The following is a 25,201-nucleotide window of genomic DNA, read 5'->3' as shown; positions in this document are numbered from 1 at the left end:
CTTAAAACAGCAGCGGGGATGTACTGTCGAGCGCCGCACGGCGGCGTTTCTCGGCGTTCATTTCCTGTAACTGATTGCGATCGATGGCGTACAGCGCCTTGGTCGGACAAATATCCATACAGGCCGGTCCCTGTTCGCGGGCGTGGCACAGGTCGCATTTATGCGCCTCGGCCTTGCTGGAGGTGGCGGTGATTGCTGCACCGTTCTGGCGGAAAACGGGTCGGGTCATCACCTCCATCGCGCCGTAGGGGCAGGCGACAACGCAGGTTTTGCACCCGATGCAGCGCTCCTGCATCACCTGAACCCGATCGCCGGTGCGAGCGATGGCACCGTTCGGGCAGACGTTGGCGCAGGGTGCGTCTTCACACTGGCGGCACATCACCGGGGTGCTGAGATTGACGCCTTTAATGACGTGCAAACGCGGGGCGAAGGTCTCCGCGTTGAGCTGTGAAATATCCTGTGATTCGCTGTGCGCCATCACGCAGGCGATTTCACAGGTACGGCAGCCGATACATTTTTTGGGGTCGGCGATAATAAACCGGTTCATCCTCAACCTCCTGATTGCGGATTTGTTGCGATAGCCGGATAGCTCCGGCGTGACGACATTGCTGCACGGGTAAAGCATAAAGCGTGCCAGTGATTTAAATTATTTTTTAGCGTTGTTATTCAATTGGTTATCCATTTATCTCGCGGTAGTGACGACACTTGTGGCCGACGTCATCTGCGCGTCGTCACCGTCTCGACAGATGTGTCGATCTTAAAAGGCGCGATGCCCAGCCCGCTCTCCAGCGTGGGTAGCCGCTGATGCAGACGCTCAACCGCCTGCTCGACTGCCGGACTCATCGGGTAATAAAACGCCACGACCTCGGGCTGGATGCCGATAAAGGTGATCTGCGGGATATCCTCGCGCAGCTGCTGGATCAGGAAGGTCAGGGGCAAATTGTGGGTGGTCAGCAAAAACATCTCCCCGATGTCATCTTCATCGAGAAGGCGCATTTCACCCGGTGGCAAACCCATATCGGTGGCATCGACAATCACCAGGTGCGCGGGACGCAGCTCGCGCAAATAGCCAATGTCGTTTTCCGGGGCCGCGCCGCCGTCGACCACCGTCCAGCCGGGCAGCGGCTGCTCTGCGCAGCGCTCAGCCAGCCGGGGGCCAGCACCGTCGTCGCCCATCATGCTGTTACCGACGCACAGCAGGGCGTAGTGGAGGGGTAACTCAGGCATCGTATCTCCTGACCATCAGGTACATGGCGGGGTCGTTTTCAATTTGCTGAAGTAGCGCGATAAGCCCGTCGCTCCACATCTGCTGCTCATCGTTCATCTGCTCGCGGGCAGCGCGCAGGGCCAGCGCCAGCAAATGGGTGTGGCTACTGTCGATGGTGATCTCGCCGAAGCGAGCGACCCCGGCCAGCTTGCGCCGGGCCTCGCCGCTTTGCAGGCAGGAAATCCACCGTTGATAGCCCTCAAGCGGGCATTCGAGGCGGGATTTCAGACAGTCGATAACCCCAAGGTGATGGCCGATAGCGAGGCTGTAGTAGATCACCTCCTGCACTTTCTGGGTGCTGCGCTGGCGGGCGCTCTTCTCATCGACAAATTTGCTGTTCAGGGCGTAGAACACCACTTTGTCGACGACAGGGGCACGGCTGGCAACGGGCTGGTGGCTGGCGTAGCGCTGGTCATTGCCGCAGCCGGTCATAGCGAGATCTCCCCGCGCATAACCTGGCGGTAAATCTGCTGAAGGTTGCCAACGATCTCATTGAGACGCAGGTCGCCCTGCGCCTGCAGCCAGGCGGCTATTCGAGCGTCGGCCTCCTGCGGACCCGGGGCGGCAAGCTGGGTCATAAAGAGATCGGCAATCTGGCGGCCATAGCGGTAACCCGCCATCCGCCGCGCTTCACGATCGAGCAGCACGCGCAGGGGCTGCGGGATATCCGGGTGCAGCAAGGTGGCAGGCTCTGCGGCGGCGGCATCGTGCTGCTGGCCGTTTATTTTCTGATCGAGCAGGCCGAGCGCCAGCGCGAAGCCGTAGATAGTGGCCGCTGGCGTTGGCGGGCAGCCCGGAATATAGACGTCCACCGGGACGATTTTATCGGTGCCGCCCCAGACGCAGTACAGGTCGTGGAAGATGCCGCCGCTGTTGCCGCAGGCCCCGTAGGAGATACAAATTTTCGGATCCGGAGCGGAATCCCAGGCCCGCAGAGCCGGGATCCTCATTGCCCGGGTCACCGCGCCGGTAAAGAGTAAAATATCGGCATGGCGCGGAGAGGGAACCACTTTGATACCGAAGCGTTCAGCGTCAAAAAGAGGCGAAATAGCAGCAAAAATCTCAATTTCGCAGCCGTTACAGCCGCCGCAGTCTACGCGATAGACATAGGCGGAACGACGAATGCTGTGCAGCAGGGTCGATTTGAGTTTGGCGATGCTTTCGTCAAGCGTGACGGGCACCGGCAGGCCATTTTCATCGCGTGGCCCGATTAGTGTATGGCTCATAAATGGGCCTCCGGGGTCAGGTGGCGGCCGATAGCGATACGGTCGGAGGAGGAGAGACTGTGCCCTTTTTTGCACGCCGGGCAGGTTTCGTACTGCCGACGGCGTTCATTGATTTGCGCGTCGCTGAGAGCGGCATTTTCCTGCAGCAGATCGAGCGCGAAGTCGATCTCTTTTTGCACGGCGTAAGGCGCGCCGCACTCGCGGCAGTGGCAGACCGGGAAATCGGCGGTTTCGAAGAGATCCTCTTTACGCCATACCGCCAGCTCAAATTCCTGTGACAGTTTGATGGCCGCCGTCGGGCAGACCTCTTCGCAGCGGGCGCAAAAAATGCAGCGGCCTAAAAACAGCGACCAGCGGATACTCTCTCCGTCTTCTGCGGTGGTCATGGTCAGGGCATTCGACGGACAGGCGTTAGCGCAGGCGCCGCAGGCGATACACTGCTGCGCGTTGTACTGCGGTTTGCCGCGAAAATGGGGATGCAGATCCAGCGGCTTAAACGGATAGTCCACCGTTGCCTTGCCGGTTTTAAGCACTTTTCTAATCAGTTTTAGCATGACGGGCGATCCCTTAAAGCGGCGAGTTTTTGCGTTCGATACCGTAGCGTTCGATCTCTTTGTAAGGCACGACGACGGTCGTTTTCTTACGCACATCCACCACCGTCATACGGTCGGTACAGGAGTAGCAGGGATCGAGACTGCCGATGATCAGCGGTGCATCGGACACCGTATTGCCGCGCAGCATATAGCGCAGGGTTGGCCAGTTGGCGTAGGTCGCCGCACGGCAGCGCCAGCGAAACAGCTTCTGGTTATCGCCGGTCATGCTCCAGTGCACGTCATCGCCGCGTGGCGCTTCGGCAAAGCCGAGGGCAAAGCGGTGCGGAATATAGTTGAAGCCTTCTACCGCCAGCGGGCCGCCCGGCAGGTTTTGCAGGCCGAATTCGATCATATCGAGGGCGTTAAACACTTCGCGAATACGGACCTTAAGGCGTGAGTACACGTCGTTCCCGCTTTCGCTGCACAGCTCAAACGGCAGGCTGGCGTAACCGGCATAGGGATGGTCGTGACGCATGTCGCGACGGTGGCCGCTGCCGCGCACCATCGGACCGACGTTGCAGAAATCACGGGCCACCTGCGGGTCCAGCCTGCCGACGCCGATACTGCGCTGTTCGGTATTGGGGGTGCTCAGCAGAATATCCGTCAGCTCGTGCAGATCCCGGCGCATACTGCCCGCCAGGGCGATGGTCTGGATCATGTCGTCCTTGAGGATGTCGCGGCGGATACCGCCGATCAGGTTCATGCCGTAGGTTTTACGCGCTCCGGTAAGGATTTCCGCCATCTTCATCGACTGTTCGCGGATGCGGAAAAACTGCATAAAGCCGGAGTCAAAACCGACGAAGTGGCAGGCCAGGCCGAGGTTCAGCAGGTTGCTATGCAGACGTTCGACTTCCAGCAGGATTGAGCGGATCATCTGTGCGCGCTCCGGCACCACGATGCCCATCGCATTCTCGACTGACGAGGTGTAGGCCACGCTGTGGGTAAAGCCGCAAATCCCGCACACCCGGTCAGAGAGGAAGGTCACCTCGTTATAGCCCATCCGGGTTTCGGCCAGTTTCTCCATCCCGCGATGCACGTAAAACAGACGGTAGTCGGCATCGATAATATCTTCCCCGTCGACAAACAGCCGGAAGTGTCCCGGTTCGTCAGACGTGACGTGCAGCGGGCCGATAGGGACGATTTTGCTTCCGGCTTTCGCCTCGGAAATAAACGGGTAAGTTTCTTCGTCGGTGGTCGGGGCCGGACGCTGGCGGTAATCCATGGCGTCTTTGCGCAGAGGATAAAGGTCGTCAGGCCAGTCATCCGGCAGCACCAGGCGGCGTTCATCCGGCAGCCCGACCGGGCGCAGACCGTACATATCGCGCACCTCACGTTCGCCCCACACGGCGGCGGGAACCCGTGGCGTGACGGACGGGAATTCCAGGGTGCGCGGGTCCACTTCGGCGCGCACGGTTATCCAGCACTTGACCCCTTTTTCCATCGACAGGACATAATAGAGGGCATAGTTGCCGCACAGAGTGCGTTCGTCATTACCAAACAGAACCGACAACCAGCCGCCCTGCTGATAGCTTAGCCACTCGACAACCTCGGGCAGGGCGTTCAGCTTGATGGTGACCGTCACCTGGGTGTCGGTTTGCCAGGCGCTGGCGAGGAGCGTCCCTGGAAACTGCTGCTCCAGCGCGGCCAGATAATGTCGGCCCACCGGGTGCTGATTTAATGCGGTATTCACTTCATTCATTACAACAACTCCTCCCGCCGCAGCGGGACACGAAAAAGGTCAGTTCAGGCTGCAGCCAGCCAGGACACCAGCGCCAGACAGGCCAGCCCGAACCCCGCCCAGGTGGTGCGGGAGGTTTTAAGAAAGCGCAGACGGGCAACGCTGTTCTCAAGCAAAGCGATGACAAACACCGCGACAGCCAGCTTCACCAGGCTCAGGAGTGTCGCGCTGAGCAGCCCGACAAGGCTGAGCGTCGCGGCCTGGCCGAAGGGGCAGAAGAGGCCAAGAAAAAGCTGTAAAACCACCAGCTGTTTCAGGCTAATGCCGAGTTTCAGTACCCCCAGCGCGGTGCCGGAATACTCGGTGAGCGGGCCTTCCTGCAGTTCCTGTTCTGCTTCGGCCAGATCGAACGGCAGCTTGCCCATTTCGATATAGGTGGCGAAGGCGCAGGCCAGCGCGGCCAGCAGCAGCGTTAACGAGGCGGCCTGCGGCCAGTGCGCTACCCGCAGGGCTATCGCACTGAGGGAGGTGGAACCGGCCACCAGCGCCGCAACCCACAGACCCAGCAGCAGAATGGGCTCAACCAACACGCCAAGTACCGCTTCGCGGCTGGCGCCGATGCCGGTAAAGGTGCTACCGGTATCCAGTCCGGCAATGGCGAAGACAAAGCGCACCACCGCGAACAGATAGATGATGGTGAGCAGATCCCCCACCGCGCCCAGAGGCGAAACCGGGGTGACCATCGGCAGCGCGGTGGCGATAACCAGCAGCACGCCGGTCAACAGGTACGGCATGCTGCGGAAGGCCAGGCCCGATGCCGCAGGGGCGATGCTCTGGCGGCCGAGCAATTTGCGGATGTCGCGATACTCCTGCAGCAGACCCGGTCCCTGGCGATTGTGCATCCGGGCGCGCAGCACGCGGCTGAATCCGGCAAACAGCGGGGCAAGGGCCAGCAGGGCGATGGCCTGTATCAGCGCCAGCGGCCACAGGGCATAGCCGGATAAAAAGGCAAAATTCATAGTCAGTTCCTCAGGCGAACGCCACCACCAGCAGCAGGGCGAATTCGATGGGTGCCAGGTAACGGCAGAAGGCGCTCAGTTCGTTGTGATGCAGCAGGGAAACCAGCCCGTCAGGCGTGGCTTTCTGGCGCAGACGATAGAGGGGCGCAAACATCACCCGCAGGGGCTGGGCAAAACCGGTGGCGGTCACCACCATCTCCGCTGAGTGTTGATATCCGCAGGCCCAGGCATCACCGCGTCGGCGGCCCGGCAGGCGGTTACCGCGCAGGGCCACGGCGATAAGCCACGGCAGCAGCGGCATCGCCAGTAACAGCAGAGTGACCAACGGCGTCGAGACGGCGGACGTGGCTGAGAAGGTCACGCCATGCCGGGTCAACTGCAGCAGCGGAGCATTAAGCACCGAGGCGGCGACGGCGGAAAAGGTCGGGATAATCCACGGCGAGGCGATGCCAAAAATTACGCACAGCAGCGCCGGCAGCAGGCTACTGAGGGTGACAACCCGCGCTCCCGACGTGGCCTCTGCCGCGCCCTGACTGCGTGGCGTACCGAGGAATGTCACGCCGAAGACTTTGGCGATACACATCAGCGCCAGCGCCCCGGTCAGGGCCAGACCGACGGCCAGCAGCGGCCCCAGCAGGCGGGCAATAAACAGCTCGCTGCCGCTCAACTGGAACAGGGACTGGTACAGCAGCCATTCGCTGGCAAACCCGTTCAGCGGCGGAAGCGCGGCCATCGACATCAGGGCGATAAGCATCGCCACGGCGGTCAACGGCATGCGGCGAGCCAGTCCGCCGAGTTTTTCCATATCCTTGATCCCGGTCTGCATTTCGATCTCACCCGCACCAAGGAACAGCGCGGTTTTAAACAGACCGTGGTTAAACAGATGGAACAGGCCCGCGAGCAGCGCCAGGGACGCCAGCAGCGGGCGATCCAGCGCGACGCCGACCATCGCACCGCCGATACCGAGCAGGATAATGCCGACGTTTTCGAGGCTGTGATACGCCAGCAGACGGCGAATATCGTGTTCCATTAGCGCATACAGCCCACCGATAAAGGCGGTCAGCATTGCCAGTACCAGCACCATCACGCCCCACCACAGCGGCGGAGCGCCGAGCAGATCCAGGCCGATTTTGACGATCCCAAGAAGGCCAATTTTCATGACGGCACCGGAGAACAGGGCGGCCACCTGCGCCGGGGCGCTGGCGTGCGACTGCGGCACCCAGGCGTGGAACGGGATAATCCCGGCGTACAGGCCAAAACCGATCAGCGCCAGCACAAAGGCGGAGGAGGCGATCCCCGCGCTGAAGTGGGTATGGCGCAGCGCCTCAAAGCTCAGGTCGTGGCTGGTGTGATACAGCAGGGCAAAGGCGATAATCAGGCACAGCGTGCCGAGGCGCGCGCAGAGAAACTGGTTATGTGCGGCGCGCTGGCCTTTGGCATCGCTGGCCTGGGTGATGATAAACCCGGCGCAGAGCGCGGCCAGTTCCAGCATCAGGATCAGGGTGACGGCGCTGGCGGCGAGCGTCGCTGCGGCCAGCGCAGGCAGCAGAAGATTCGTGGCGAGGCCGACACGGGCGCGCAGCCGCGGGTTGACCGTAGCCAGCCATCGGCAGGCGTACAGACTGCAAAAGAGAGCGGTTACCGCCATCGCCAGCAGCAGTAGTCCGTTAAGCGGGCTGAGTTCAGCGCTGAATATGGCGATCCTGGCAACCGCAGGGGCGTTGTACAGGAGCGGAATAGCAGCGAGGATAACGGCCAGCGAGGCCAGAATCCCACCGAAGCCAGTAACCCACGCGCTCAGGCGTGCCGCGCCGGCCAGCAGCCCGCCAGCAAGGCCGCTCACGACCCAGACCAGCAGGGCCAGCGTCAGCAGCGACGCCGGATTAAAAGCAAACAGCGGCGTCATAATTTGGCCTCGGTGTTGGCAGGGAGTGAGAGTTCGCCAGGAAAGACGTTCATGGCATTAAGGCGTTTTTGCTGGCTGGCCTGTTCGGCAAGACTGGCGGTGACCAGGGTGATGGCCTGAGTCGGGCAGGTTTTGATACAGGCGGGTCCGTCAGGGCTGAAGCTGCACAGATCGCACTTCACCGCGACCGCACGCAGTCCGGGAACGCAGTCAAGGAACGGGCTGACGGCGCGCGGCGGCAGAGGGGCGGGCAGGGCTTTGGACGTATTACAGTCACGGGGGATGGCCAGCGGCGTGCTGGCGGAAAAGGTAATCGCCCCGAACGGACAGGCGATGCCGCACAGTTTGCAGCTGACGCACAGGCTTTCGTTAAGCTGAATCGCCTCGTTTTCACGGACGATGGCATTCACCGGACAGACCTGCGCGCAGGGGGCATCTTCGCACTGGTGACACATCACCGGGGCGGAATCCAGCCGGTTGCGCATCACCTGCAAACGCGGCGCTGACTGCAGGCCGTGGCGCTGATGCTCCTGCGAACAACTGGCAACGCAGGTGTTGCAGCCGATACAGAGTTTAGGATCGGCAATAACATATTTATTCATGGCATTATGACTGCTCATGAAGTCTCCTTTCTATTTCGTCAAAGATGACGAAATCGGCACGTAACATGACATTTCGACATTTATGTCGGATCGGGAAATAAACCTCAGGTGGCAATTTCCGTTTTAAATATCAAGCATGGGTAAATAATTTTTCGAGCTGCGAATGGACCGGCCGATCTTTTTGTAAGGAATCAAAAATACACTGATAAACGGCCGTAATTTTATTCAGATAATGTTCGAGGACGGCATTTTTGTCGTGAATGTCGACCGTGCTGTCGATATGGTCATCTTCGCTAAAGGTGGCGTGAGCAAAGGCTCTGAAATTATCTGGCTGGTCACCGCTGGCCATATTCAGGCTGTAGACAATGTGCTGGCTGTAGAAGTCATCCTGCAGATGGATGCTGACGGTAAAATGGCTAAACAGAACAAAGCGAATATCCCGATCGCCTCCGCAGATAAATTCATGATTTATTTTGTTTTTTGAGTTGCTTATGGCCTGTGTCAGGGTGTTCTGATAGAGACGCCACTGGGCTTTCAGATGGCTGTTTTTGTTGGCGATATAGTGTGCTTTGCTGGTCAGTTCGCTAAGGGTGCTCATGGTTTTTACCCGTAATTAAGTGGTGCATTATGCCGTGTATTACCTGACGAAATACGGCGCATAAGGCTCAGAAAGCATAAAGCGTGCCAGCCATGGATTTATTTTATAATTTCTTTTAAATCATTCCTTTGGATTTAACTGGCGGCGGGTTTGTGCTGCGCTGAAAAAGAGATGGCATGTCGATAGCTGTCTATTTCGACAAATGTGACGGCTCTTTTTTCGTTGATTTATTTTTCGTAGCAGAAACTGGCATCAATATTGCTTAACATTTTTTATTAATCTGCTGAGTGCGGGGAAATTATGCACGAAATTACCTTGTGCCAGAATGCGGTGGAAATTATGCAGCAGTTTGGCGAGCAACATAATGCCCGGCGGATCGTCGCCGTATGGATGGAGGTGGGGGCATTTTCCTGCGTCGAGCCGGAAGCGCTGCGTTTTTGCTTTGGGCTGGCCTGTCGCGAAACTCTGGCGGAGGGCAGCGAGCTGCACCTTGAAACGCCTGCCGCCGAGAGCTGGTGTCATGATTGCCAGCAGTATGTGGATTTATTGACCCCTGCCGTGCGGCTTTGCCCGCGCTGTGGAGGGCATCAGCTGCGGGTTGTGGCTGACGACGGAATGAAAATCAAACGTATTGAAATCGAATAACGGACGGGATGGCTGTCCGGGGAGAAAGCTATGTGCAGTACCTGTGGTTGCGCCAGCGGCGAGCTTCGTATCGAAGGCGTCAGCAGCGAACATTCTCATCATTCTCATGATGCCGGTTTACCCTTTGCGCCACGCCGTATGGTGGACATCGAAATGGATGTGCTGGCGAAGAATAATCATATTGCGGCGCACAACCGGGCGCATTTTGCCGGGGCGGCGGTGCTGGCGCTGAATCTGGTCTCCAGCCCTGGCTCGGGTAAAACGACCTTGCTGACGGCAACCCTGACGCAGCTGGCCAGTCGGGTTTCCTGTGCGGTGGTGGAAGGCGATCAGCAAACGACCAATGACGCCGACCGCATCCGGGCTACCGGCGTGCCGGCGATTCAGGTCAATACCGGGAAAGGCTGCCATCTTGATGCGCAGATGGTACACGATGCGGTCCATCATCTGGCGCCGCAGAACAATAGCCTGCTGTTTATCGAAAACGTCGGCAATCTGGTGTGTCCGGCGAGTTTCGATCTGGGTGAACGCCACAAAGTGGCGGTGCTGTCGGTCACGGAAGGTGAGGACAAACCGCTCAAGTATCCGCATATGTTTGCGGCATCCAGCCTGATGATCCTCAACAAAATCGACCTGCTTCCCTACGTCAATTTTGACGTCGACAGCTGTATTGCCAACGCCCGCCAGGTGAACCCGCAGATAGAGGTGATTCAGCTCTCTGCGACCACCGGTGAAGGGATGGAGCAATGGCTGGCATGGCTGGAGCAGCAACGATGTGCATAGGCATCCCCGGGCAGATTGTCGCCCTGCATGAACAACAGCCGGATCATGCCTGGGCCGATGTCTGCGGGCTACGGCGCGAGGTCAATATCGCCCTGGTCTGCGACGGCAATCGTGATGCTTTGCCCGGCAGCTGGGTGTTAATTCACGTCGGTTTTGCCCTCAGCAAGCTTGACGAGCAGGAAGCCCTTGAAACCCTGGCGGCGCTGAATGAGATGGGCGAAGTGGAAGCCGACGTGGCGATGTTCCTGGCCGGTGAAGGGGAACGATAATGCGTTTTGTTGATGAATTCCGCGATCCTCAGCTCGCGAAGCGGCTGATTGAACGGCTGCATCAGCGTGCGGCAGAGCTGCCGTTTACCGCTGAAAAGCCGATGCAGATTATGGAAGTGTGCGGGGGTCATACCCACGCTATCTTTAAATTCGGGCTGGATAAACTGCTCCCGCCGCAGCTGGAGTTTATTCACGGGCCGGGGTGTCCGGTTTGCGTGCTGCCGATGGGGCGCATTGATGCCTGCTGCGATATTGCAGCCCGGCCAGAGGTGATCCTCTGCACCTTCGGTGATGCGCTGCGGGTGCCGGGCAAGCAGGGATCGCTGCTGCAGGCTCGCGAGCGCGGGAGCGATGTGCGGGTCCTGTACTCTCCCCTCGATGCCCTGAAGCTGGCGCGTGACAATCCGGATCGTCAGGTGGTGTTTTTTGCGCTGGGCTTTGAAACCACCCAGCCGGTGACGGCCGTGACGTTACAGCAGGCGCGGCGGCAGGGGATCACGAACTTTAGCGTCTTTTGCCAGCATATCAGCCTGATCCCGACCTTACGGTGCCTGCTGGAGCAGGATGACGTGCGCATTGACGCCTTTCTCGCGCCAGGCCATGTCAGCATGGTGATTGGTACCACGCCCTATGATTTTATCTCCCGGCAGTTTATGAAGCCGCTGGTGGTCAGCGGCTTTGAACCGCTGGATATGCTGCAAAGCGTGCTGATGCTGGTGGAGCAGGTCTGCGAGGGTGTCTCCCACACCGAGAATCAGTATCGGCGCGTCGTTCCGGAGCAGGGAAACCGGCTGGCACAGGAGGCGATGCGCGATGTGTTCCGGCTTGCGGGCAGCAGCGAGTGGCGCGGGCTGGGTCTGATTGAAGAGTCGGGGATCTCCCTGACCGAACCCTACATGCAGTTTGATGCCGAGCGGCGTTTTCGCCCACAGATGCAGGCCGTGGCGGACGATCCGCGCGCCCGCTGCGGGGACGTCCTGACCGGGCGCTGTAAGCCGCATCAGTGTCCGCTGTTTGGTCAGGGCTGTACGCCGCATAACGCCTTTGGCGCGCTGATGGTTTCCTCCGAAGGCGCCTGCGCTGCCTGGTATCAGTATCGTTATCGGCAGGCGCAAGAAAATGAACAACAGGAGATGGCAGGATGACAGCGAATAACGCGAGCGAAAAAGTGATCACCATGGCCCAAGGCAGCGGAGGCCTCGCCATGCAGGCGTTAATCGACGCGCTGTTTCTTAGCGCGTTCGATAACCCGTGGCTCGGCGAACGTGAGGACGGTGCCCGTTTGTCGCTGGCCGATCTTAGCGCTCAGGGCGACAGGCTGGCTTTTACCACCGACAGCTATGTTATCGACCCGATTTTCTTCCCCGGCGGTAATATCGGCAAGCTGGCCGTCTGCGGGACGGCAAACGATCTGGTGGTCAGCGGGGCAACGCCGACGTATCTCTCCTGCGGATTCATACTGGAAGAGGGGCTGCCGCTAAGCGACCTGCAGCGCATCGTCAGCAGTATGGCGCAGACGGCGCGGGAGGCGGGGATCGCCATCGTGACGGGCGATACCAAGGTGGTGCAGCGCGGTGCGGCCGACAAGATTTTTATTAACACTGCCGGGATTGGCGCGATCCCCACCGCGGTACGCTGGGGGGCCGGAACTATTCAGCCCGGTGATAAAATTATCGTCAGCGGAACGCTCGGCGATCACGGCGCGGCGATCCTCAATCTGCGCGAACGGCTGGGGATGGACCTGGGCGTCGAGAGCGACTGTGCGGTGCTGGCCTCGCTGGTTGCGCCTCTGCGTGAGGTATCAGGCGTCCATGCCCTGCGTGATGCGACGCGCGGTGGCGTCAACGCCATACTGCATGAGTTCGGTCAGGCCAGCGGATGCGGGATGGCTATCGACGAGTCAGCGTTGCCGGTGAAGCCTGCCGTCCGGGGGATTTGTGAACTGCTGGGGCTGGAGGCGCTGAATTTTGCCAACGAGGGCAAACTGGTGCTGGCGGTGTCGGCCGGGGACGAAGAGAGGGTGCTGAACCTGCTCCGGGCGCACCCTCTGGGGCGGGATGCCGCCACCATTGGTGAAGCGACCGTCGATCCGCAGGTCTGCTTACGCGGGGCGCTGGGCATTTCGCGCCAGCTGATGTTGCCCTGGGCGGAGCCGTTACCGCGTATTTGTTGATCTCGTCAGGGGAGCGACTGACCAGAAAGAGGTACAGTTTCCCCTGTCTCATTTTTCATATTTATGTATCCAGAGCCAACGCTATGCACAGTGCAACATTAAGCACATCAAAACACCTGGGATCGCTGGAGCTGACGCGCAATTTATTGCAGCAGCAGACTATGACGTCATTAGTCACCTCCCTGACCCGGTGCGTTCAGCTGGAGGGGATTGCGGACGCGATAACGCTGGTGCTGTTTAATAACCACAGCGAGAGGGTCAGTTTTCACGCTATCGATGCGAACGATCAGCCCGTGTACTATGAAGATGAAACCCTGCTGAGTACCGGTCCCGTCCGCACCCTGCTGGATAACCCACAAATCCAGGTATGGCAAAGCGAAGCGCTGCATGCAGCTTACCCGCAGCTGGCGGCGCTGAATCTCTATCCGCCGTTCTCCCACTACGGCCTGGTGCCGCTGCAGCTCCCTGCGGGGCTGCTGGGAGGCTGCGAATTTACCCGTCAGCACACCCGCCCTTTCAGCGAGAAAGAACAATGCCGGCTGAACGAACTTTGCCTGCTGGTGGCGATTGCCGTTGAGCAGATCCAGCTCCGTAGCGAGGCCCGGTTTCAGCAATCTCTACTGCGCCATGAGCGCGATGATTTTCGTATCCTGGTGGAGATTACCAACGCCGTACTCTCCAGGCTGGATATCGACGAACTGATCGGGGAGATAGCCAAAACTATCCACCACTTTTTTCATATCAACACCGTCGGCATGGTGCTCTGCGATGCGGATAAAGAGAGCCTTCAGGCGGATGTTTACACGACCTCTTACGGTGTAAACCATCTCGCGAAACAGCAAAAGTCACGGATGACGCTGGCCGGCTCGCTGGAGCAGCAGGTGATGCAAAAAGGCGAAATGCTGCTGAAAAATGTTCAGCCTTCTGAGGCTGCGGGCGAAGAAGAGACGCTATGGCGCGAGCAGATTAAAACCCTGTGCATCCTGCCGCTGCGCTTTGGCGATAAAACGCTGGGCGTGCTGAAACTGGCCCAGGGCCAGCTGAATAATTTCAGCACCGCGAATCTGCGGGTTTTGCAGCAGATCGCCGAGCGTATCGCTATTGCGGTGGATAACGCCCTGGCCTACCAGCAAATTAAAAGCCTGAAGGAAAAGCTCCAGCACGAAAATCTCTATCTGACCGAGCAAATTAACAGCAACGTGCCGGATTTCGGGGATATTGTCGGGCGCAGCGAGGGAATGTCGGCGGTACTTAAGCAGGTGGAGATCGTCGCCAAAAGCGACTGCGCGGTACTGATCCTCGGCGAGACCGGCACGGGTAAGGAGCTGATTGCCAGAGCGATCCACAATCTGGGCGACCGCCGGGATCGTCGCATGGTGAAAATGAACTGTGCCGCGATGCCTGCCGGACTGATGGAAAGCGATCTCTTTGGTCATGAGAAAGGCGCATTCACCGGGGCAACGACCCAGCGGATGGGGCGTTTCGAACTGGCCGACCAGGGCACTCTGTTTCTCGATGAGGTGGGTGAGATCCCCCTTGAGCTACAGCCCAAACTGCTGCGCATTTTGCAGGAGCAGGAGTTCGAGCGGGTGGGGGGCAATAAGCTGATTTCGGTGGATGTCAGACTGATTGCGGCAACCAACCGCAATCTGCAGCAGATGGTGGCGGATAAAGCGTTTCGCAGCGATCTCTTTTACCGACTCAACGTCTTTCCCATCATTATTCCACCGTTACGTGAACGTCCGGAAGACATCCCGCAGCTGGTGAAATACCTGACCTATAAGATTGCCCGGCGTATGAAACGCACTATCGACAGTATCCCGGCGGAAACGCTTCGACTTCTCAGCCGCATGGAGTGGCCGGGCAATGTGCGTGAACTGGAAAATGTGATCGAGCGTGCCGTGTTGCTCACCCGAGGGACGGTGCTGGATCTTCAGCTTCAGGGGCTGGGTTATCCGCTGCCCGTTGCTGCGCCGGTCGTGCCCCAGGCCGGTATCGAGGTCGCGCCTGCGGCATATCTGAGTGAAGACGATGAGCGGGAGCGGATCCTGCAGGTGCTGAAAGAAACCAACGGCGTGGTTGCCGGACCCCGTGGCGCGGCACAGCGGCTGGGGTTAAAACGCACCACGTTATTGTCGCGGATGAAAAAAATGGGTATTGCTGCCCGTTAAGGTGACAGGGCGGAATATGCCGCCCTGTCAGCGTGATATCAAGGCGCGTTAGCGGATTCGAAAGGCCGTAATTTATCCATTCGCAGCCTGTAAATACGGTTATGGTCCTGGGTGAAATTGTTTTGTATTAACCCGCCATACCAGTCGCCATACATCGGATTCGGGAAAAGAATAAAACGTTTCCCGAATTCTGCGCGAGCCTCTTCCATCATGCGGTTCCTCTCTTCCTGAGATTTTCCTTTTGAATCGAGGAAGTCGGCAAGATTATCGCCAAAATAAAGCACCACATTGTAGTGTTCTTCCAGCCTGTCTCTGCGCCCCTGCTTGCTCTTCATCTCCGGCGTTTTTAACAGGAGATGGGCTTTATCCGCCTGGGGTAAGCCGATTTTTTGTAAGTTTTTCAGCGTGACATCGAATTGCGACTGCTTACGGTCGCTTAAATAAAACAGGCTGACTCCCTGTTTATCCGCAAACTCCAGGAAAGCTTTGGCCCCGGGAACCGCTTCTGCAGCGGCCATATCCACCCATTCATCCCAGCCATCGAGCAAGAACTTATGGTTCTTAATCAGCCAGGCCTGATGGGGGCTGTCATCGAGTACGGTTTCATCCAGATCGAGCACCACGGCCAGCGGCTTAGTGGATTTTTCTTTTAGCGCCTGCTCCAGACGCATCTGTCCAAGCTGATAGCCCTGGTAAAATGCGGCACGTGCTTCCGCAGAATTCTGATACCAGAGAACGGACATCGTATACTGCTCCGTCAGACAGGCGGGCGTTACCGGGTCGCAGTGGGTATTCGCGGAAACAGAAAAGACAGTGAATGATAAACATATGGGTATAAGACGTTTTAACGTATTCATATCGCCTCCATGGCCTGAACTCTTGTAAGGTGATTATTCCTGTGTCGTTTTTTGCGCCAGTAAAAGGGCGGCAACTTCCTGCCGGGCGTCCTTAAACTGTTTTTGATATTCCGCGCTGGCCTGAAGGCGGGCAAAGGCACCGGCGGCGAGAATTCTGCCCGCCTCGACATCACTCGCCCAGTGCACGCCACAAATCAGGCGACTGCGGCCAAACTCATACCCTTTTTGCATCAGCGGCGTTGCCTGTTCCGGGACCATCGCGGTCAGCGTCATTGCCCAGAGAAACCCGGTAACGGCGTGGCCGGACGGGTAAGATCCGCCATCATTGCTCAGGGCACTGTGTTCCGAGGGGGTGCAGCTGTCGATGCGCAGCTCGGAATAAGGTCGGATACGCGAAAAGGCCTTTTTGGTGCCGTTTGATGCATAGGCTGCATCCGTCAGTAGCCGACTCAGCAGTAGATGCAAACGCGGCGTGTGCTGACGGGAGATCTCCGTTCCCAGCGGTGTGGAAAATGCCCGGCCAATGGCGTTGAAGGACAGGTTGGCATCGTTACGCGCCAGCTTACCGCGTTCGGTATTACGCAGTTTGCGCAGCAGATGAAATGCCTGTGCGTCAGCCTTCCAGGCTTCGCTGCCCTTCACGGGCGGTGGCGGAAGGATTTTACTGCCGTCGGGATAGTCAGCGGGCGTCAGATAGCCGTTGATCCACCCCTTAATGTAGGGAGAGAAGCCGACATCGGCGTAGCCAATGTCGGAATAGTCCACCCGCCACAGGGCGGTGGGATCATCATCCGGGGCAATGGATTCCGCCCGGGCAGGCGGAAAATATCCGATTCCGGCTACCAGCAACGCTATCACGGCATATCTGATTCTTATCTGCGTCATATCTGTGTGTGCCTTTTGTGAGAGAAGGTGAGGCTTTCTTACTGCGGAACAAACAATCCCGACAGCCAGAAAATATTCAGCAAGATGCCAGTGATAATGACCGCAACAACCGGCGCGGCAATTTTCAGTATCGGGCGACCCAGGGCTTCGTTAAGGAAGTAGAGCGCGGTGGCGATACTAAAGCCGGTGTATCCCGCCATTTTGATAGCGGCAAAAATGGAACCGATCAGCAGTGCGAACTCCATCAGCATATTCATCGCATTGCGAATATTGTCTGAGGCATTGCGCACCGAAGGATAGCGTCCCAGCCATTTACCGATATAGCGCAACAGCAGGACTTCCAGCACGATAACCAGCGCACCCAGCGGGGCGGCAATCAGTGGTGACGGGGAGAGATAGCCAACCGCAAACACAAAGGTAAATCCTGCTACCGCGTACACGCCGGTAGCCAGAGCGGTGGTGGCGATAAGCGGAATAAAGCCCAGCCCGCGCATAAACTCGGCGAGTGCGGCCTGCTGACGCAGGGCCTGCGAGGTGGCTTCATCCAGCCCCGGTGCATAGGCTTTTGCCAGGGTATAAATAGACACTTCACTGCCGCCAAATATTTTCATACTGGCAACGGCCGAAATCAGCGCGCCGGTAATGGCAATCAGCGGCAGGTTTTTAATGATCCTCTGGGTGCGTTGCTCAAATATGGAGGAGGTATCGCTGGCGGATCCCCGATTCGGATCGCGTAAATCGCGCCAGATGGCAATCCCGAGCAGCATCACCATGCCCACAAATATCTCAATGGATTCCGGGTACAGCTGCGGGAAGTAACGCACCACAATGATGCGCGACATTAATACGACGAATGCGGCCAGCAGGCTCTGTTTCCAGCCAAACTGGTAGAAAAGGGCAACCAGCGGAAACAGGGCGAAGGCAGAAACAACCGGGTTACTCAGTTCACCCAGCGCGCCAATAATGTCGACGGGCAGCGAGGTCAGAGCATGATTAATGGGTTCAAGGCTGGTAAAGACCAGGATCCCCCATATGGCACCGAGGGCGAAAGCCAGCCAGATGTTAATCGCCATCACGCCAATAATGTCGGTCGGCAGAAAGAGCAGCCAGCTATTGAGCAGGCCCGTTGATAGCGTAAATGAGATACCCACCGAGGCGACAAAGCCAATGCTTAAGCCGAAGGCGATGCTGCCCGCCTCGCGTCGGTTCATATTCCCTTCAACCACCTGCGGCAATATGGGACGAATTCCATCGTGAAAGACGGCCGCTGAGCGATGGGATAAGAGCGCCGTCATCCCGGTTAGCAGAGAGACGAGGATCATTGCAATAGTGTGCTCCATGCGTTCCCCCTCAGGCCAAATGGCGAATCAGGAGTGGAATGGCGTGCTCCACATGCTCCACGGAGAGACCAAAGGCGACTCTGCCTTCCGCTACCCATTTCTCGATTTGCTCTTCCTTGGCCCGGACGCCCGGTCTGGCGATGGTGCAGCACTGATTAAAACCGATAATGGCAATCGCCAGAGAGAGCGCCGCACCGGCCCCGGTATTACAGGCGCCGATAAAATAGTCCAGTTCGCCGTTTTTGACCTTCGCCGCCGCATCCATGTCGTTCAGTATGTGTGTCTCAAACAGGCCCGGCGCCGCGTCTTCGATGGCGAGGCGGATCTGTTCACGTTGTAAACCTGCAATACCGATCTTTTTCATGGTGATGTCCTTATTATTTGAAAAAATGATGAGGGTTGTGCTGCAACATTTGAGTGATGGCGTCAGGTCCGATCCCGGCGGCGCGCATCATGGGAACAAAGGTCTTTAGCAGGTAATCAAATCCGGGTCCGCCATTGGCGTGCAGATGTGAGCGGCGGGTAATATCCATCGACAGCATCACGCGCCCGGTCAGGCTACGGCGTGCCAGCTCCGCGAGCATGGCCACGCGTTTTTCATCCGGGTAGTAGCTGTTTTTGCCGATGGTATCGAACTGCACATACGCCCCTCGTTCGATAATCCGCAGAACGGTCTCGAGGTTATCCCGCAGATCGCAATGGCCAATCACCACGCGGGTCAGGTCGACGCCGTGCTGCTGAAGCAAGTCCAGCTGCTCCAGCCCCATGGTGCTGAAGGAGGTATGGGTTGAGATGGGCCGCCCGGTTTCGTTATGGGCCAGCGCCGCTGCCGCGAAGACTTTGGCTTCAGAGGCGGTAATAACCCCTTCGCTGGAGCCAATTTCCGCAATCACGCCAGCTTTGAGCGTCGTCCCCTCGATGCCAAGGGTGATTTCATCGATCATCTCCCGCGCCAGTTCCTGCACGGAGCGCGTCGCGACATGCGGCGGGAAAAAGGCCTGCTGGTAATAGCCCGTGCAGGCGACGATGTTGATGCCCGTGTCCCGCATCAGATCCAGTAAAAATTGTGGATTTCGCCCCATATAACGATTGGTCATTTCGATGATATTGCGCACGCCCAGCTGTTTCAGGTTGAGCATTTCATCGCGGATCGCGGCGTACTGATCCAGGCGGCAATCAATATCGTCTTTGACGGCAGAGAGATCGATATGCAGATGTTCATGGGCGTAGGTATAGCCTGTCGGGTCCATCATCTGTTTTCCTTGCGATTCAGGAGGGGAAGAAAAGAGCGGCCATTTTGTGGTGCGGCCGCGCCGAAAAAGTCGCAGACGGTGGCCCCGACGTCAGACAGCGTGGGGCGAAGACCGATTTCGCCAGGCAACAGCCCGGGCTGCCAGACCAGCAGCGGGACTTTTTCACGGGTATGTTTGCTGTGACCGATGGTGGGATCGTTGCCGTGGTCGGCCATGACCACCAGGCAATCTTCCGGCTGCATCTCGGCCAGCAGCAGCGCCAGCTGTTGGTCAACCAGCTGGAGACGGTCGGCATAGCGAGCCACGTCCTCGGCATGGCCCGCGAGGTCGGTTTCCTGGATATTGGTGCAGATAAACAGGTTCTGATGGCGACCTAACTCTTCCAGTGTGATGGTCATGATCTTCTGGCTGTCGACCAGATTTTGCCAGCTGGTTCCGTGCGGATTGCTGACGATGTCCGCTACTTTTCCGATCAGCACCGTCGGGATGCCGACAGCATGAAGCCGTGCCGGGACCTGAACGCTGTCATCCACGCCATAGCCCATATGGACGACCTGGAAATCCTGCTGATAAACGCCCGAGCGTGGGGCGTTGATCCCGATATAGCGGCCTTCTTTCTCTTCGACCGCGGCAAAAATAGACTGCGTGCTGGCAAGGCGGCCGCCGAAGGCAATCACTCTGCCAACCTCAACCTGTTTACGCACCACCAGCCCGATGGCCCGGACCGTATCGAAGGAGACCTGATTCAGATTGCCGGTGATGTTATAGACCTGGCCTAAATCCGCTTCGAGGTTATCGCCGATAGCGACTGCGCCTTCGACCAGCAGCCAGGACAATCCCTCTCCCTGACGTTCGGTATGCCATCCCGCGTCCTGTAGCGCCTTTTCAACCCTGTCGATAACCTCATTAAACGGCATGCGTAAGGGGGAGCGGGGCAGGGTTCCCAAAATTTCCTGGTGCCCCATAAAGGTGTCCCCACCTTCGTGCTGTAGCGCGGCAACACCCCAGATGGCCGAAGGCGAGGGCAGCATAACGCCGGGTGCATAACCGAGCGCGTTGATCAGACCCAGCTTTTCCAGGGTGGGCAGGCGCAGCCCGGGCTGCTGTTCAAGGATATGCCCGCAGGTGTTTGCGCCTGTGTCCTGAGGCCGGACGCGGGGAACATCGGCCATTGCTCCTACGCCGAAACTGTCTATAACCAGTACCACAAATCGCGCCATTGCTATTCCTCCTGAATATTGCCAAGGCTGTCATAGCGAGCGACGATAGCCGCTTCGCCATGCTGAATACCGGTCACCAGCACGACATCGCTGCGGGTGACAAAAATTTGCGTTCTGAAGCAGAGAATGACTGCGCTACCAGGCGGATATTCCCCCTGAAGGGCCAGGTGGTAATCGATACTGGAATCATCCATTTTGCTCAGCAGCGCCTCCGTGGGGAGATCGCTACCCGGCGTAAAAATCAGCGCGTTTCTGGCATGACCGCGGCGATAGTAGCTGCCTCCGTAGCAGTAGCTCCGGCCTTTAAAGCTGTGGGAGATTTCCGTCAGCAGCAGCATGGCGATACGCTCAGGCTGATCGCCATATTGGTTCGCGGGGATAGTGCCCGTCAGGGCATGCCCCGGTTCCGTGTGGGTCACATCAAAGTCGGCCAGCAGCGGCAGGGACGTGCAGCTTGCCGCCGAAGGGGCATTGAGCTGCGCTATCTCAATACCCCGCTGCGCCAGGCTGTGGCGAGCGGTGACCAGGGTCTGCAAATTCTGCGTGGGCAGGGTTTGTGCCAGCGCGTCATTCCACAGCAGGCAGGGAAAATGGGTCAGGCCCGCCAGGCGAATGCCGGGCAGCTGGCGGAGCTGAGTGACCACCTCATCCAGCTCCGTCAGGGGAAAACCGCTCTCCTGGCCCGGATAAAGCGTATCGCCTTCGGCGTACACCTTGAGCATCACCGCTTGTACCCGACCCAGCCGTACGGCAGCGGCAGAGATTTCGCGGGCTTTTTCCTGCGAGAAGACGGTGATGATATCGGTGTTATGCGCAACGGCCGTTTCGACAAGCGAAGAGGGGATCTGCACCAGATGCCCCTGATGTGCCACATGCAGCCCGGCGCGGCGCATGACCCGGCTCTCTTTGTAATCCACCGCGACAATGCCCTGGTAACCCAGGGCCAGCAGTTTTTCCGCCAGCCAGGGGTTACGGCCGAACTGCTTGGTCATCAAATACAGGGTGATGCCGTACTGCTCTGCCACCGTGAGCAGGCGGCGACCGTTATCGAGCACCTGATCCACATCGATCACCCAGCTGTCAGGCGCGATTTTTTCCTGCTGCCAGAGGCGACGTGTTGCGCTAATCAGCGCGGGGTTTTGATGTTTTAATGCCTTGATAAACATTAGGTTGCCTCATTTCTTTTCCTTGAATTAAATATTCATTTTTATGAATATTTTGAATGCAACAAAGGGATGCAAAGACCGTCAGGTCGCTTCCTGCGCGGCCATCCAGAGCCCATACAGGTTGATTAATAAGTATCCCTCTTCATCAGGATGGAGGCTGACATCAAAGTCGTTCAGCAGGTGCCGGTGAGCCGCCTGAATCTGCTGCCAGTGGGGGGATTGTGCGGCTTCGGCCAGCAGGTCGGCGTCCAGTGGGGCAACGCGCTCGCCGCGACGGCTGCGCATCAGGGCGTTGGACATATGGGTGATCGCCATTGCGCCCTGCTCGCTGTAGACCGGAAGTTGCCATTTTTCATCGAGTTGCCTGACGACCTGTAACATACCTGCGCAAATATCCGGGTCGATGACGCCAGCATCACGGAGTAAATTCAGTCTTTCTTCCATAACGATTCCTTCCTTTGATTAATAACGGGGTTCCAGTTCACCGTGCGTCACGCGCTGTTGATGTGTCAGCAGGGCGGGTAAGTTAACGATCGTCTTCAGCAAGTGCTGCATGGTGTGATCGTCAGCGCGCGTCAGCACCACGGCCTCCGTCGCCTGCAGAAAACGCGCATCGCCGCTCAGTGGCCTGGCTTCCAGACCCAGCTGACTCAGCTCGGCCTGGGAGGCGACATTCCAGATAACGGCATCAATGCTGCCGTTTGCAATGTGATAAAGGCTGTCGTGGTAGGAGAGCTCGACGCGTTCGATATCACGCGTGCCAAAGAATGCTTCGGTCATAATTCTCTGGTCGGTCGAGCGATTATCCAGCCCCACTTTACGTACCGTTGCCGCCTGGCCTTTACGGCAAATAAGCTGATGTTCACCCACGTAGGTATGGGGACCGAGCTCAAGGACTTTACACAGGCCGCTTTGCTGCAGGTAACTCTCTGCGGCCAGCCGTGAGACGACGGCCATGTCGTAGATGCCGTTGAGCAGGCACTCCACGCGAATATCGGCCCCGCGCATATGGGCATAATAGAAGGGAAGCCCCTCAAACTGTGCCTTGAGCGCGCTTGCCAGTCCTTCATAAAGGCGGGTATAGGGCAATGGCATCGCGCAAACCACATTTCGAATATCGATATGCACCAGCAGGGCAGTATGATCCTTGCTTTCCAGGTAGCTCCCGTTGCGCCCGCAGCGTTGAAGGCGAATAGCGCCGGAAGATTCCAGCGTTTTTAACGCCGCCTGGGTGAGCCCTACTGAAAAACCGCACTCACTTGCCAGATCGCCAATGGTTTTCAGGCGGTTACCGATTTTTTCACCAATCAGATAACGCGCAAGAGCGGCGAGGGCCTGCCCCTCTTTTTTCATATAGGTACGGCTCATTGACTTCTGTTCCTGCTAATTATTCTTATGTTCATTAATTTGAAAATTTAACCTAAATACCCAGGGCAAAAAGCTAACCTCATCACAAAAAATGATTTTCAGAGGGTGTTTTTGTTTTGTCAACGGAATAGCAATGAAGATAAATTATTATTTCATTTATGTTGTTTTTTTGAGTATTGATTCAATTCCGACCAAAGTTGATGGCGTGAATAAATAACAGGATTATATTCACCTCGTCTATTCGTTAATCCGATAGAGACGCGGAGCTTTATGTTCAATAAAACTTATCATTTCTTTCTATTTAATAGAGTGGAGATTTAAAATGGAAAACAATTTTCCAGTCACGGGTGTGGATGGCAATTTCGCAGATTTTTTACGCGAACTTCTTGATTTTGAAAGTGGCCTTAGCGTCAATAATATTGAATTGTTCAGAAGTGGCTATAATAATCCCGAGGCGGTAAATTATGTCGTGACACATATCCGCGAAGCCGATGGGGTGCGCTACCCTACCTGGACGGGGGGTGTTTTGCAGTACAAGAAAATGTCTTACAAGGAGTACTTTACTGTCCTGGGGGTCGATGATATCTGGAGTGCCGATGAAGCGAACGGCGGAGCAACGAAAGAGACGCTGCTGAAAATGCAGTTCAAATCACTTAACTGGTTGAATTTTGTTGGTTATCAGGTAGGTGAGGCCGTGCTTTTTGAAGCCGGGTATTATATTCCACCGGCGGCAACGACGGCCAGTGGCGAAAAGACCTATAAATATTACGTCTGGACAGAATTAAGCTGGGCTGACGATCAGTATGAACAAGAGTATTTGATGGATGGGGCCACCACGCCGATTATTGTTACCCGGGCGAATACCTGGCTGGGGACCTTTACAGGTAAACACGGGGTGAACAGTCTTGAAGATCTCAGAACCGTAGACGGGCAAAATTTCGCTATCCGTGATGTTATGTGGCACAACGTGGATACCATCTATGGTCTGATTGATGCAAGCACTCAGTCGCTGAGCGATGTGTTTAAAAAATCCTTTCCCTGGAGCGGCGGCGGTGAAAGCGGCACGGTTGATGTCACTATGAGCGGTATTCTCGCCGCGGCCCACTTATCGGGTGCTCAGGGGACAACAAAACTTCTGCTGGATGGGACTATTACGAAGGATGAAAACGGAACGTCCAATACTTATTATATGAATTTGTTTGGTGGGGCGACCACGCTTATGGATACCCCGGCATATGACCGGATTATTGGTACAACGTATCCTGAGCGGTTAAGTTGCGGGATGAACGGCAGCGATTATGTTGATACCGGTGCTAACGGTGGGAATATTGTCGAAGTCAATATCCGCGATACCTCAAGGCTTATTGAAATGCACGGGCTGAATTTTTCCGGGCAGGCCGGAGAGAATGATACGATTGCGGTTAATGGTATCGATAATAATGCAGTTGTTACATTCGAAGCGATCGCATCGGATAATCAGTCAACGACCGTATCGGTGAAAGCCAACGGCGCTGAACGCTCGCAATGGCAGTTGTTTGGTATTTCTGAATCTGCGTTTAATACTGCCGTGGCACAGAGTAACATTGTGCAAGAGCGTCGATGGATGCTGGCGTGGAGCGGTGGTGTCACGGCTATTGATAACTTTTCCATTGTGAAAGACCGGTTCTATTCGGCGACCTCCCATAGCTTTGATAATTTATTAATGAATAAAGCGACTATCGATTCATCCGGTGGCGTGACATTAGATGTTATTGGCGCGGATGGCGGTTCTTATTTTGGCTATTTGCTAAAAGGCTATAAGGCGAGCGATTTTACGGATCGAAACTTCATTAATATCATCGGTTCTTTGTCGCAAATGCACTCAGGTTATGTCTTTGGCTGGGATAACGCGCCTCTGGGTACCCTGTTGACCTATTTTGACGTGAAGGTCGATAAGGTCTATCTCGGTACGCTGACGGGGGATCATACCTTCTCTGAGGCGACCTATAGCGCGAACGGGAACCAGACGACATTTACTTTCCCATCCGATGGTGGTGGTAACAAGAGTATCGTTTTTCCCAACAACAGTTGGGAAGAGATCAGGAATGCCGATGCGATCGTCGGTTTGAAGGGCAATATCAATGATGTCCGGGCCGCATAAGTCTTCTTTATGCTGAAAATAAAACGCCGGGGTTAACCCCCG

General features: G+C 57.0%; 26 protein-coding genes. 7 read left to right on the top strand and 19 right to left on the bottom strand.

All coding sequences use genetic code 11. The features are described 5' to 3' along the window. Position 1: 1 nt before the first annotated feature. The 10 genes from hydN to EDF81_RS08940 all read right to left on the bottom strand — a co-directional run bounded on the left by hydN (position 2) and on the right by EDF81_RS08940 (position 8,889). Complete coding sequence (gene hydN, locus EDF81_RS08985; protein WP_123347813.1) at positions 2-547, bottom strand: electron transport protein HydN; 546 nt, start codon at positions 545-547, stop codon at positions 2-4. A 170-nt stretch (positions 548-717) separates the two neighbouring features. After that, positions 718-1,227, bottom strand: a complete 510-nt coding sequence (hycI, locus tag EDF81_RS08980; RefSeq protein WP_123347812.1) for a hydrogenase maturation peptidase HycI — start codon at positions 1,225-1,227, stop codon at positions 718-720. Continuing rightward, a complete protein-coding gene (locus EDF81_RS08975; RefSeq protein ID WP_123347811.1) occupies positions 1,220-1,699 on the bottom strand; it encodes a formate hydrogenlyase maturation HycH family protein in 480 nt (159 codons plus the stop codon). The genes hycI and EDF81_RS08975 overlap by 8 nt, the downstream gene beginning before the upstream one ends. Further along, positions 1,696-2,493, bottom strand: a complete 798-nt coding sequence (locus EDF81_RS08970; RefSeq protein ID WP_123347810.1) for an NADH-quinone oxidoreductase subunit B family protein — start codon at positions 2,491-2,493, stop codon at positions 1,696-1,698. Before EDF81_RS08970 ends, EDF81_RS08975 begins: the two co-directional genes overlap by 4 nt. After that, positions 2,490-3,047, bottom strand: a complete 558-nt coding sequence (locus EDF81_RS08965; RefSeq protein WP_123347809.1) for a formate hydrogenlyase complex iron-sulfur subunit — start codon at positions 3,045-3,047, stop codon at positions 2,490-2,492. The genes EDF81_RS08970 and EDF81_RS08965 overlap by 4 nt, the downstream gene beginning before the upstream one ends. 13 nt (positions 3,048-3,060) lie before the next feature. Beyond that, on the bottom strand, positions 3,061-4,785 hold the full coding sequence (locus EDF81_RS08960; protein WP_123347808.1) for an NADH-quinone oxidoreductase subunit C: 1,725 nt from the start codon (positions 4,783-4,785) through the stop codon (positions 3,061-3,063). A gap of 44 nt (positions 4,786-4,829) precedes the next feature. After that, positions 4,830-5,783 carry a respiratory chain complex I subunit 1 family protein gene (locus EDF81_RS08955; protein ID WP_123347807.1) on the bottom strand — a complete coding sequence of 318 codons (954 nt, stop codon included), beginning with the start codon at positions 5,781-5,783 and terminating at the stop codon, positions 4,830-4,832. Positions 5,784-5,793: 10 nt separating this feature from the next. Then, positions 5,794-7,689 carry a proton-conducting transporter membrane subunit gene (locus EDF81_RS08950; RefSeq protein WP_123347806.1) on the bottom strand — a complete coding sequence of 632 codons (1,896 nt, stop codon included), beginning with the start codon at positions 7,687-7,689 and terminating at the stop codon, positions 5,794-5,796. Beyond that, positions 7,686-8,291: a 4Fe-4S dicluster domain-containing protein gene (locus EDF81_RS08945; protein WP_184999535.1), complete on the bottom strand. Its 606-nt coding sequence runs from the start codon at positions 8,289-8,291 to the stop codon at positions 7,686-7,688. Before EDF81_RS08945 ends, EDF81_RS08950 begins: the two co-directional genes overlap by 4 nt. A gap of 130 nt (positions 8,292-8,421) precedes the next feature. Continuing rightward, complete coding sequence (locus EDF81_RS08940; protein WP_123347804.1) at positions 8,422-8,889, bottom strand: formate hydrogenlyase regulator HycA; 468 nt, start codon at positions 8,887-8,889, stop codon at positions 8,422-8,424. 300 nt (positions 8,890-9,189) lie between these two features. On the opposite strand from EDF81_RS08940, the gene hypA reads away from it, so the two are divergent. The 6 genes from hypA to flhA all read left to right on the top strand — a co-directional run bounded on the left by hypA (position 9,190) and on the right by flhA (position 14,930). After that, entirely contained in the window at positions 9,190-9,534 is a 345-nt protein-coding gene (gene hypA, locus EDF81_RS08935; RefSeq protein WP_123347803.1) for a hydrogenase maturation nickel metallochaperone HypA, read from the top strand. A 30-nt stretch (positions 9,535-9,564) separates the two neighbouring features. Continuing rightward, positions 9,565-10,317, top strand: coding sequence for a hydrogenase nickel incorporation protein HypB (gene hypB, locus EDF81_RS08930; protein WP_123347802.1), 753 nt, complete (start codon positions 9,565-9,567; stop codon positions 10,315-10,317). Beyond that, a complete protein-coding gene (locus tag EDF81_RS08925; RefSeq protein WP_123347801.1) occupies positions 10,308-10,586 on the top strand; it encodes a HypC/HybG/HupF family hydrogenase formation chaperone in 279 nt (92 codons plus the stop codon). Before hypB ends, EDF81_RS08925 begins: the two co-directional genes overlap by 10 nt. Beyond that, on the top strand, positions 10,586-11,731 hold the full coding sequence (gene hypD, locus EDF81_RS08920; RefSeq protein ID WP_123347800.1) for a hydrogenase formation protein HypD: 1,146 nt from the start codon (positions 10,586-10,588) through the stop codon (positions 11,729-11,731). Before EDF81_RS08925 ends, hypD begins: the two co-directional genes overlap by 1 nt. Further along, on the top strand, positions 11,728-12,759 hold the full coding sequence (gene hypE, locus EDF81_RS08915; RefSeq protein WP_123347799.1) for a hydrogenase expression/formation protein HypE: 1,032 nt from the start codon (positions 11,728-11,730) through the stop codon (positions 12,757-12,759). The genes hypD and hypE overlap by 4 nt, the downstream gene beginning before the upstream one ends. An 83-nt stretch (positions 12,760-12,842) precedes the next feature. After that, on the top strand, positions 12,843-14,930 hold the full coding sequence (flhA, locus tag EDF81_RS08910) for a formate hydrogenlyase transcriptional activator FlhA (protein ID WP_123347798.1): 2,088 nt from the start codon (positions 12,843-12,845) through the stop codon (positions 14,928-14,930). Between the two features lie 38 nt (positions 14,931-14,968). On the opposite strand, the gene EDF81_RS08905 is transcribed toward flhA, so the two are convergent. The 9 genes from EDF81_RS08905 to yhfZ all read right to left on the bottom strand — a co-directional run bounded on the left by EDF81_RS08905 (position 14,969) and on the right by yhfZ (position 23,019). Then, a complete protein-coding gene (locus EDF81_RS08905) occupies positions 14,969-15,787 on the bottom strand; it encodes a 5'-nucleotidase, lipoprotein e(P4) family (protein WP_123347797.1) in 819 nt (272 codons plus the stop codon). Positions 15,788-15,820: 33 nt separating this feature from the next. Continuing rightward, positions 15,821-16,672, bottom strand: coding sequence for a phosphatase PAP2 family protein (locus tag EDF81_RS08900; protein WP_123347796.1), 852 nt, complete (start codon positions 16,670-16,672; stop codon positions 15,821-15,823). Between the two features lie 38 nt (positions 16,673-16,710). Next, entirely contained in the window at positions 16,711-18,012 is a 1,302-nt protein-coding gene (locus EDF81_RS08895; RefSeq protein WP_123347795.1) for a YhfT family protein, read from the bottom strand. A gap of 10 nt (positions 18,013-18,022) precedes the next feature. Next, positions 18,023-18,376 carry a DUF2620 domain-containing protein gene (locus EDF81_RS08890; protein ID WP_123347794.1) on the bottom strand — a complete coding sequence of 118 codons (354 nt, stop codon included), beginning with the start codon at positions 18,374-18,376 and terminating at the stop codon, positions 18,023-18,025. Positions 18,377-18,389: 13 nt separating this feature from the next. Further along, positions 18,390-19,265, bottom strand: coding sequence for a phosphotriesterase-related protein (locus EDF81_RS08885; protein ID WP_123347793.1), 876 nt, complete (start codon positions 19,263-19,265; stop codon positions 18,390-18,392). Beyond that, positions 19,262-20,485 (bottom strand): phosphopentomutase, encoded by a 1,224-nt coding sequence (locus EDF81_RS08880; RefSeq protein WP_123347792.1) that lies wholly within the window; start codon positions 20,483-20,485, stop codon positions 19,262-19,264. Before EDF81_RS08880 ends, EDF81_RS08885 begins: the two co-directional genes overlap by 4 nt. Before the next feature lie 2 nt (positions 20,486-20,487). Next, positions 20,488-21,651, bottom strand: a complete 1,164-nt coding sequence (locus EDF81_RS08875) for a YhfX family PLP-dependent enzyme (RefSeq protein ID WP_123347791.1) — start codon at positions 21,649-21,651, stop codon at positions 20,488-20,490. Between the two features lie 81 nt (positions 21,652-21,732). Next, positions 21,733-22,095: a PRD domain-containing protein gene (locus tag EDF81_RS08870; RefSeq protein ID WP_123347790.1), complete on the bottom strand. Its 363-nt coding sequence runs from the start codon at positions 22,093-22,095 to the stop codon at positions 21,733-21,735. Between the two features lie 18 nt (positions 22,096-22,113). Then, positions 22,114-23,019 (bottom strand): GntR family transcriptional regulator YhfZ, encoded by a 906-nt coding sequence (gene yhfZ, locus EDF81_RS08865; protein ID WP_123347789.1) that lies wholly within the window; start codon positions 23,017-23,019, stop codon positions 22,114-22,116. A gap of 322 nt (positions 23,020-23,341) precedes the next feature. Here yhfZ and EDF81_RS08860 point away from each other — a divergent pair, with 322 nt between their 5' ends. Continuing rightward, entirely contained in the window at positions 23,342-25,159 is a 1,818-nt protein-coding gene (locus EDF81_RS08860) for a hypothetical protein (RefSeq protein ID WP_123347788.1), read from the top strand. Positions 25,160-25,201 lie beyond the last annotated feature (42 nt).

It is taken from the genome of Enterobacter sp. BIGb0383, from assembly GCF_003751845.1.
Taxonomy (GTDB): Bacteria; Pseudomonadota; Gammaproteobacteria; order Enterobacterales; family Enterobacteriaceae; genus BIGb0383.
The sequence above is the reverse complement of the archived record's forward strand: the minus strand, read 5'-3'. Positions and strand labels throughout refer to the sequence as shown.

Coding starts and splice junctions, on each gene's coding strand:
- hydN (WP_123347813.1), bottom strand. CDS start 547: ATGAACCGGTTTATTATCGCCGACCCCAAAAAATGTATCGGCTGCCGT.
- hycI (WP_123347812.1), bottom strand. CDS start 1,227: ATGCCTGAGTTACCCCTCCACTACGCCCTGCTGTGCGTCGGTAACAGC.
- EDF81_RS08975 (WP_123347811.1), bottom strand. CDS start 1,699: ATGACCGGCTGCGGCAATGACCAGCGCTACGCCAGCCACCAGCCCGTT.
- EDF81_RS08970 (WP_123347810.1), bottom strand. CDS start 2,493: ATGAGCCATACACTAATCGGGCCACGCGATGAAAATGGCCTGCCGGTG.
- EDF81_RS08965 (WP_123347809.1), bottom strand. CDS start 3,047: ATGCTAAAACTGATTAGAAAAGTGCTTAAAACCGGCAAGGCAACGGTG.
- EDF81_RS08960 (WP_123347808.1), bottom strand. CDS start 4,785: ATGAATGAAGTGAATACCGCATTAAATCAGCACCCGGTGGGCCGACAT.
- EDF81_RS08955 (WP_123347807.1), bottom strand. CDS start 5,783: ATGAATTTTGCCTTTTTATCCGGCTATGCCCTGTGGCCGCTGGCGCTG.
- EDF81_RS08950 (WP_123347806.1), bottom strand. CDS start 7,689: ATGACGCCGCTGTTTGCTTTTAATCCGGCGTCGCTGCTGACGCTGGCC.
- EDF81_RS08945 (WP_184999535.1), bottom strand. CDS start 8,291: ATGAATAAATATGTTATTGCCGATCCTAAACTCTGTATCGGCTGCAAC.
- EDF81_RS08940 (WP_123347804.1), bottom strand. CDS start 8,889: ATGAGCACCCTTAGCGAACTGACCAGCAAAGCACACTATATCGCCAAC.
- hypA (WP_123347803.1), top strand. CDS start 9,190: ATGCACGAAATTACCTTGTGCCAGAATGCGGTGGAAATTATGCAGCAG.
- hypB (WP_123347802.1), top strand. CDS start 9,565: ATGTGCAGTACCTGTGGTTGCGCCAGCGGCGAGCTTCGTATCGAAGGC.
- EDF81_RS08925 (WP_123347801.1), top strand. CDS start 10,308: ATGTGCATAGGCATCCCCGGGCAGATTGTCGCCCTGCATGAACAACAG.
- hypD (WP_123347800.1), top strand. CDS start 10,586: ATGCGTTTTGTTGATGAATTCCGCGATCCTCAGCTCGCGAAGCGGCTG.
- hypE (WP_123347799.1), top strand. CDS start 11,728: ATGACAGCGAATAACGCGAGCGAAAAAGTGATCACCATGGCCCAAGGC.
- flhA (WP_123347798.1), top strand. CDS start 12,843: ATGCACAGTGCAACATTAAGCACATCAAAACACCTGGGATCGCTGGAG.
- EDF81_RS08905 (WP_123347797.1), bottom strand. CDS start 15,787: ATGAATACGTTAAAACGTCTTATACCCATATGTTTATCATTCACTGTC.
- EDF81_RS08900 (WP_123347796.1), bottom strand. CDS start 16,672: ATGACGCAGATAAGAATCAGATATGCCGTGATAGCGTTGCTGGTAGCC.
- EDF81_RS08895 (WP_123347795.1), bottom strand. CDS start 18,012: ATGGAGCACACTATTGCAATGATCCTCGTCTCTCTGCTAACCGGGATG.
- EDF81_RS08890 (WP_123347794.1), bottom strand. CDS start 18,376: ATGAAAAAGATCGGTATTGCAGGTTTACAACGTGAACAGATCCGCCTC.
- EDF81_RS08885 (WP_123347793.1), bottom strand. CDS start 19,265: ATGATGGACCCGACAGGCTATACCTACGCCCATGAACATCTGCATATC.
- EDF81_RS08880 (WP_123347792.1), bottom strand. CDS start 20,485: ATGGCGCGATTTGTGGTACTGGTTATAGACAGTTTCGGCGTAGGAGCA.
- EDF81_RS08875 (WP_123347791.1), bottom strand. CDS start 21,651: ATGTTTATCAAGGCATTAAAACATCAAAACCCCGCGCTGATTAGCGCA.
- EDF81_RS08870 (WP_123347790.1), bottom strand. CDS start 22,095: ATGGAAGAAAGACTGAATTTACTCCGTGATGCTGGCGTCATCGACCCG.
- yhfZ (WP_123347789.1), bottom strand. CDS start 23,019: ATGAGCCGTACCTATATGAAAAAAGAGGGGCAGGCCCTCGCCGCTCTT.
- EDF81_RS08860 (WP_123347788.1), top strand. CDS start 23,342: ATGGAAAACAATTTTCCAGTCACGGGTGTGGATGGCAATTTCGCAGAT.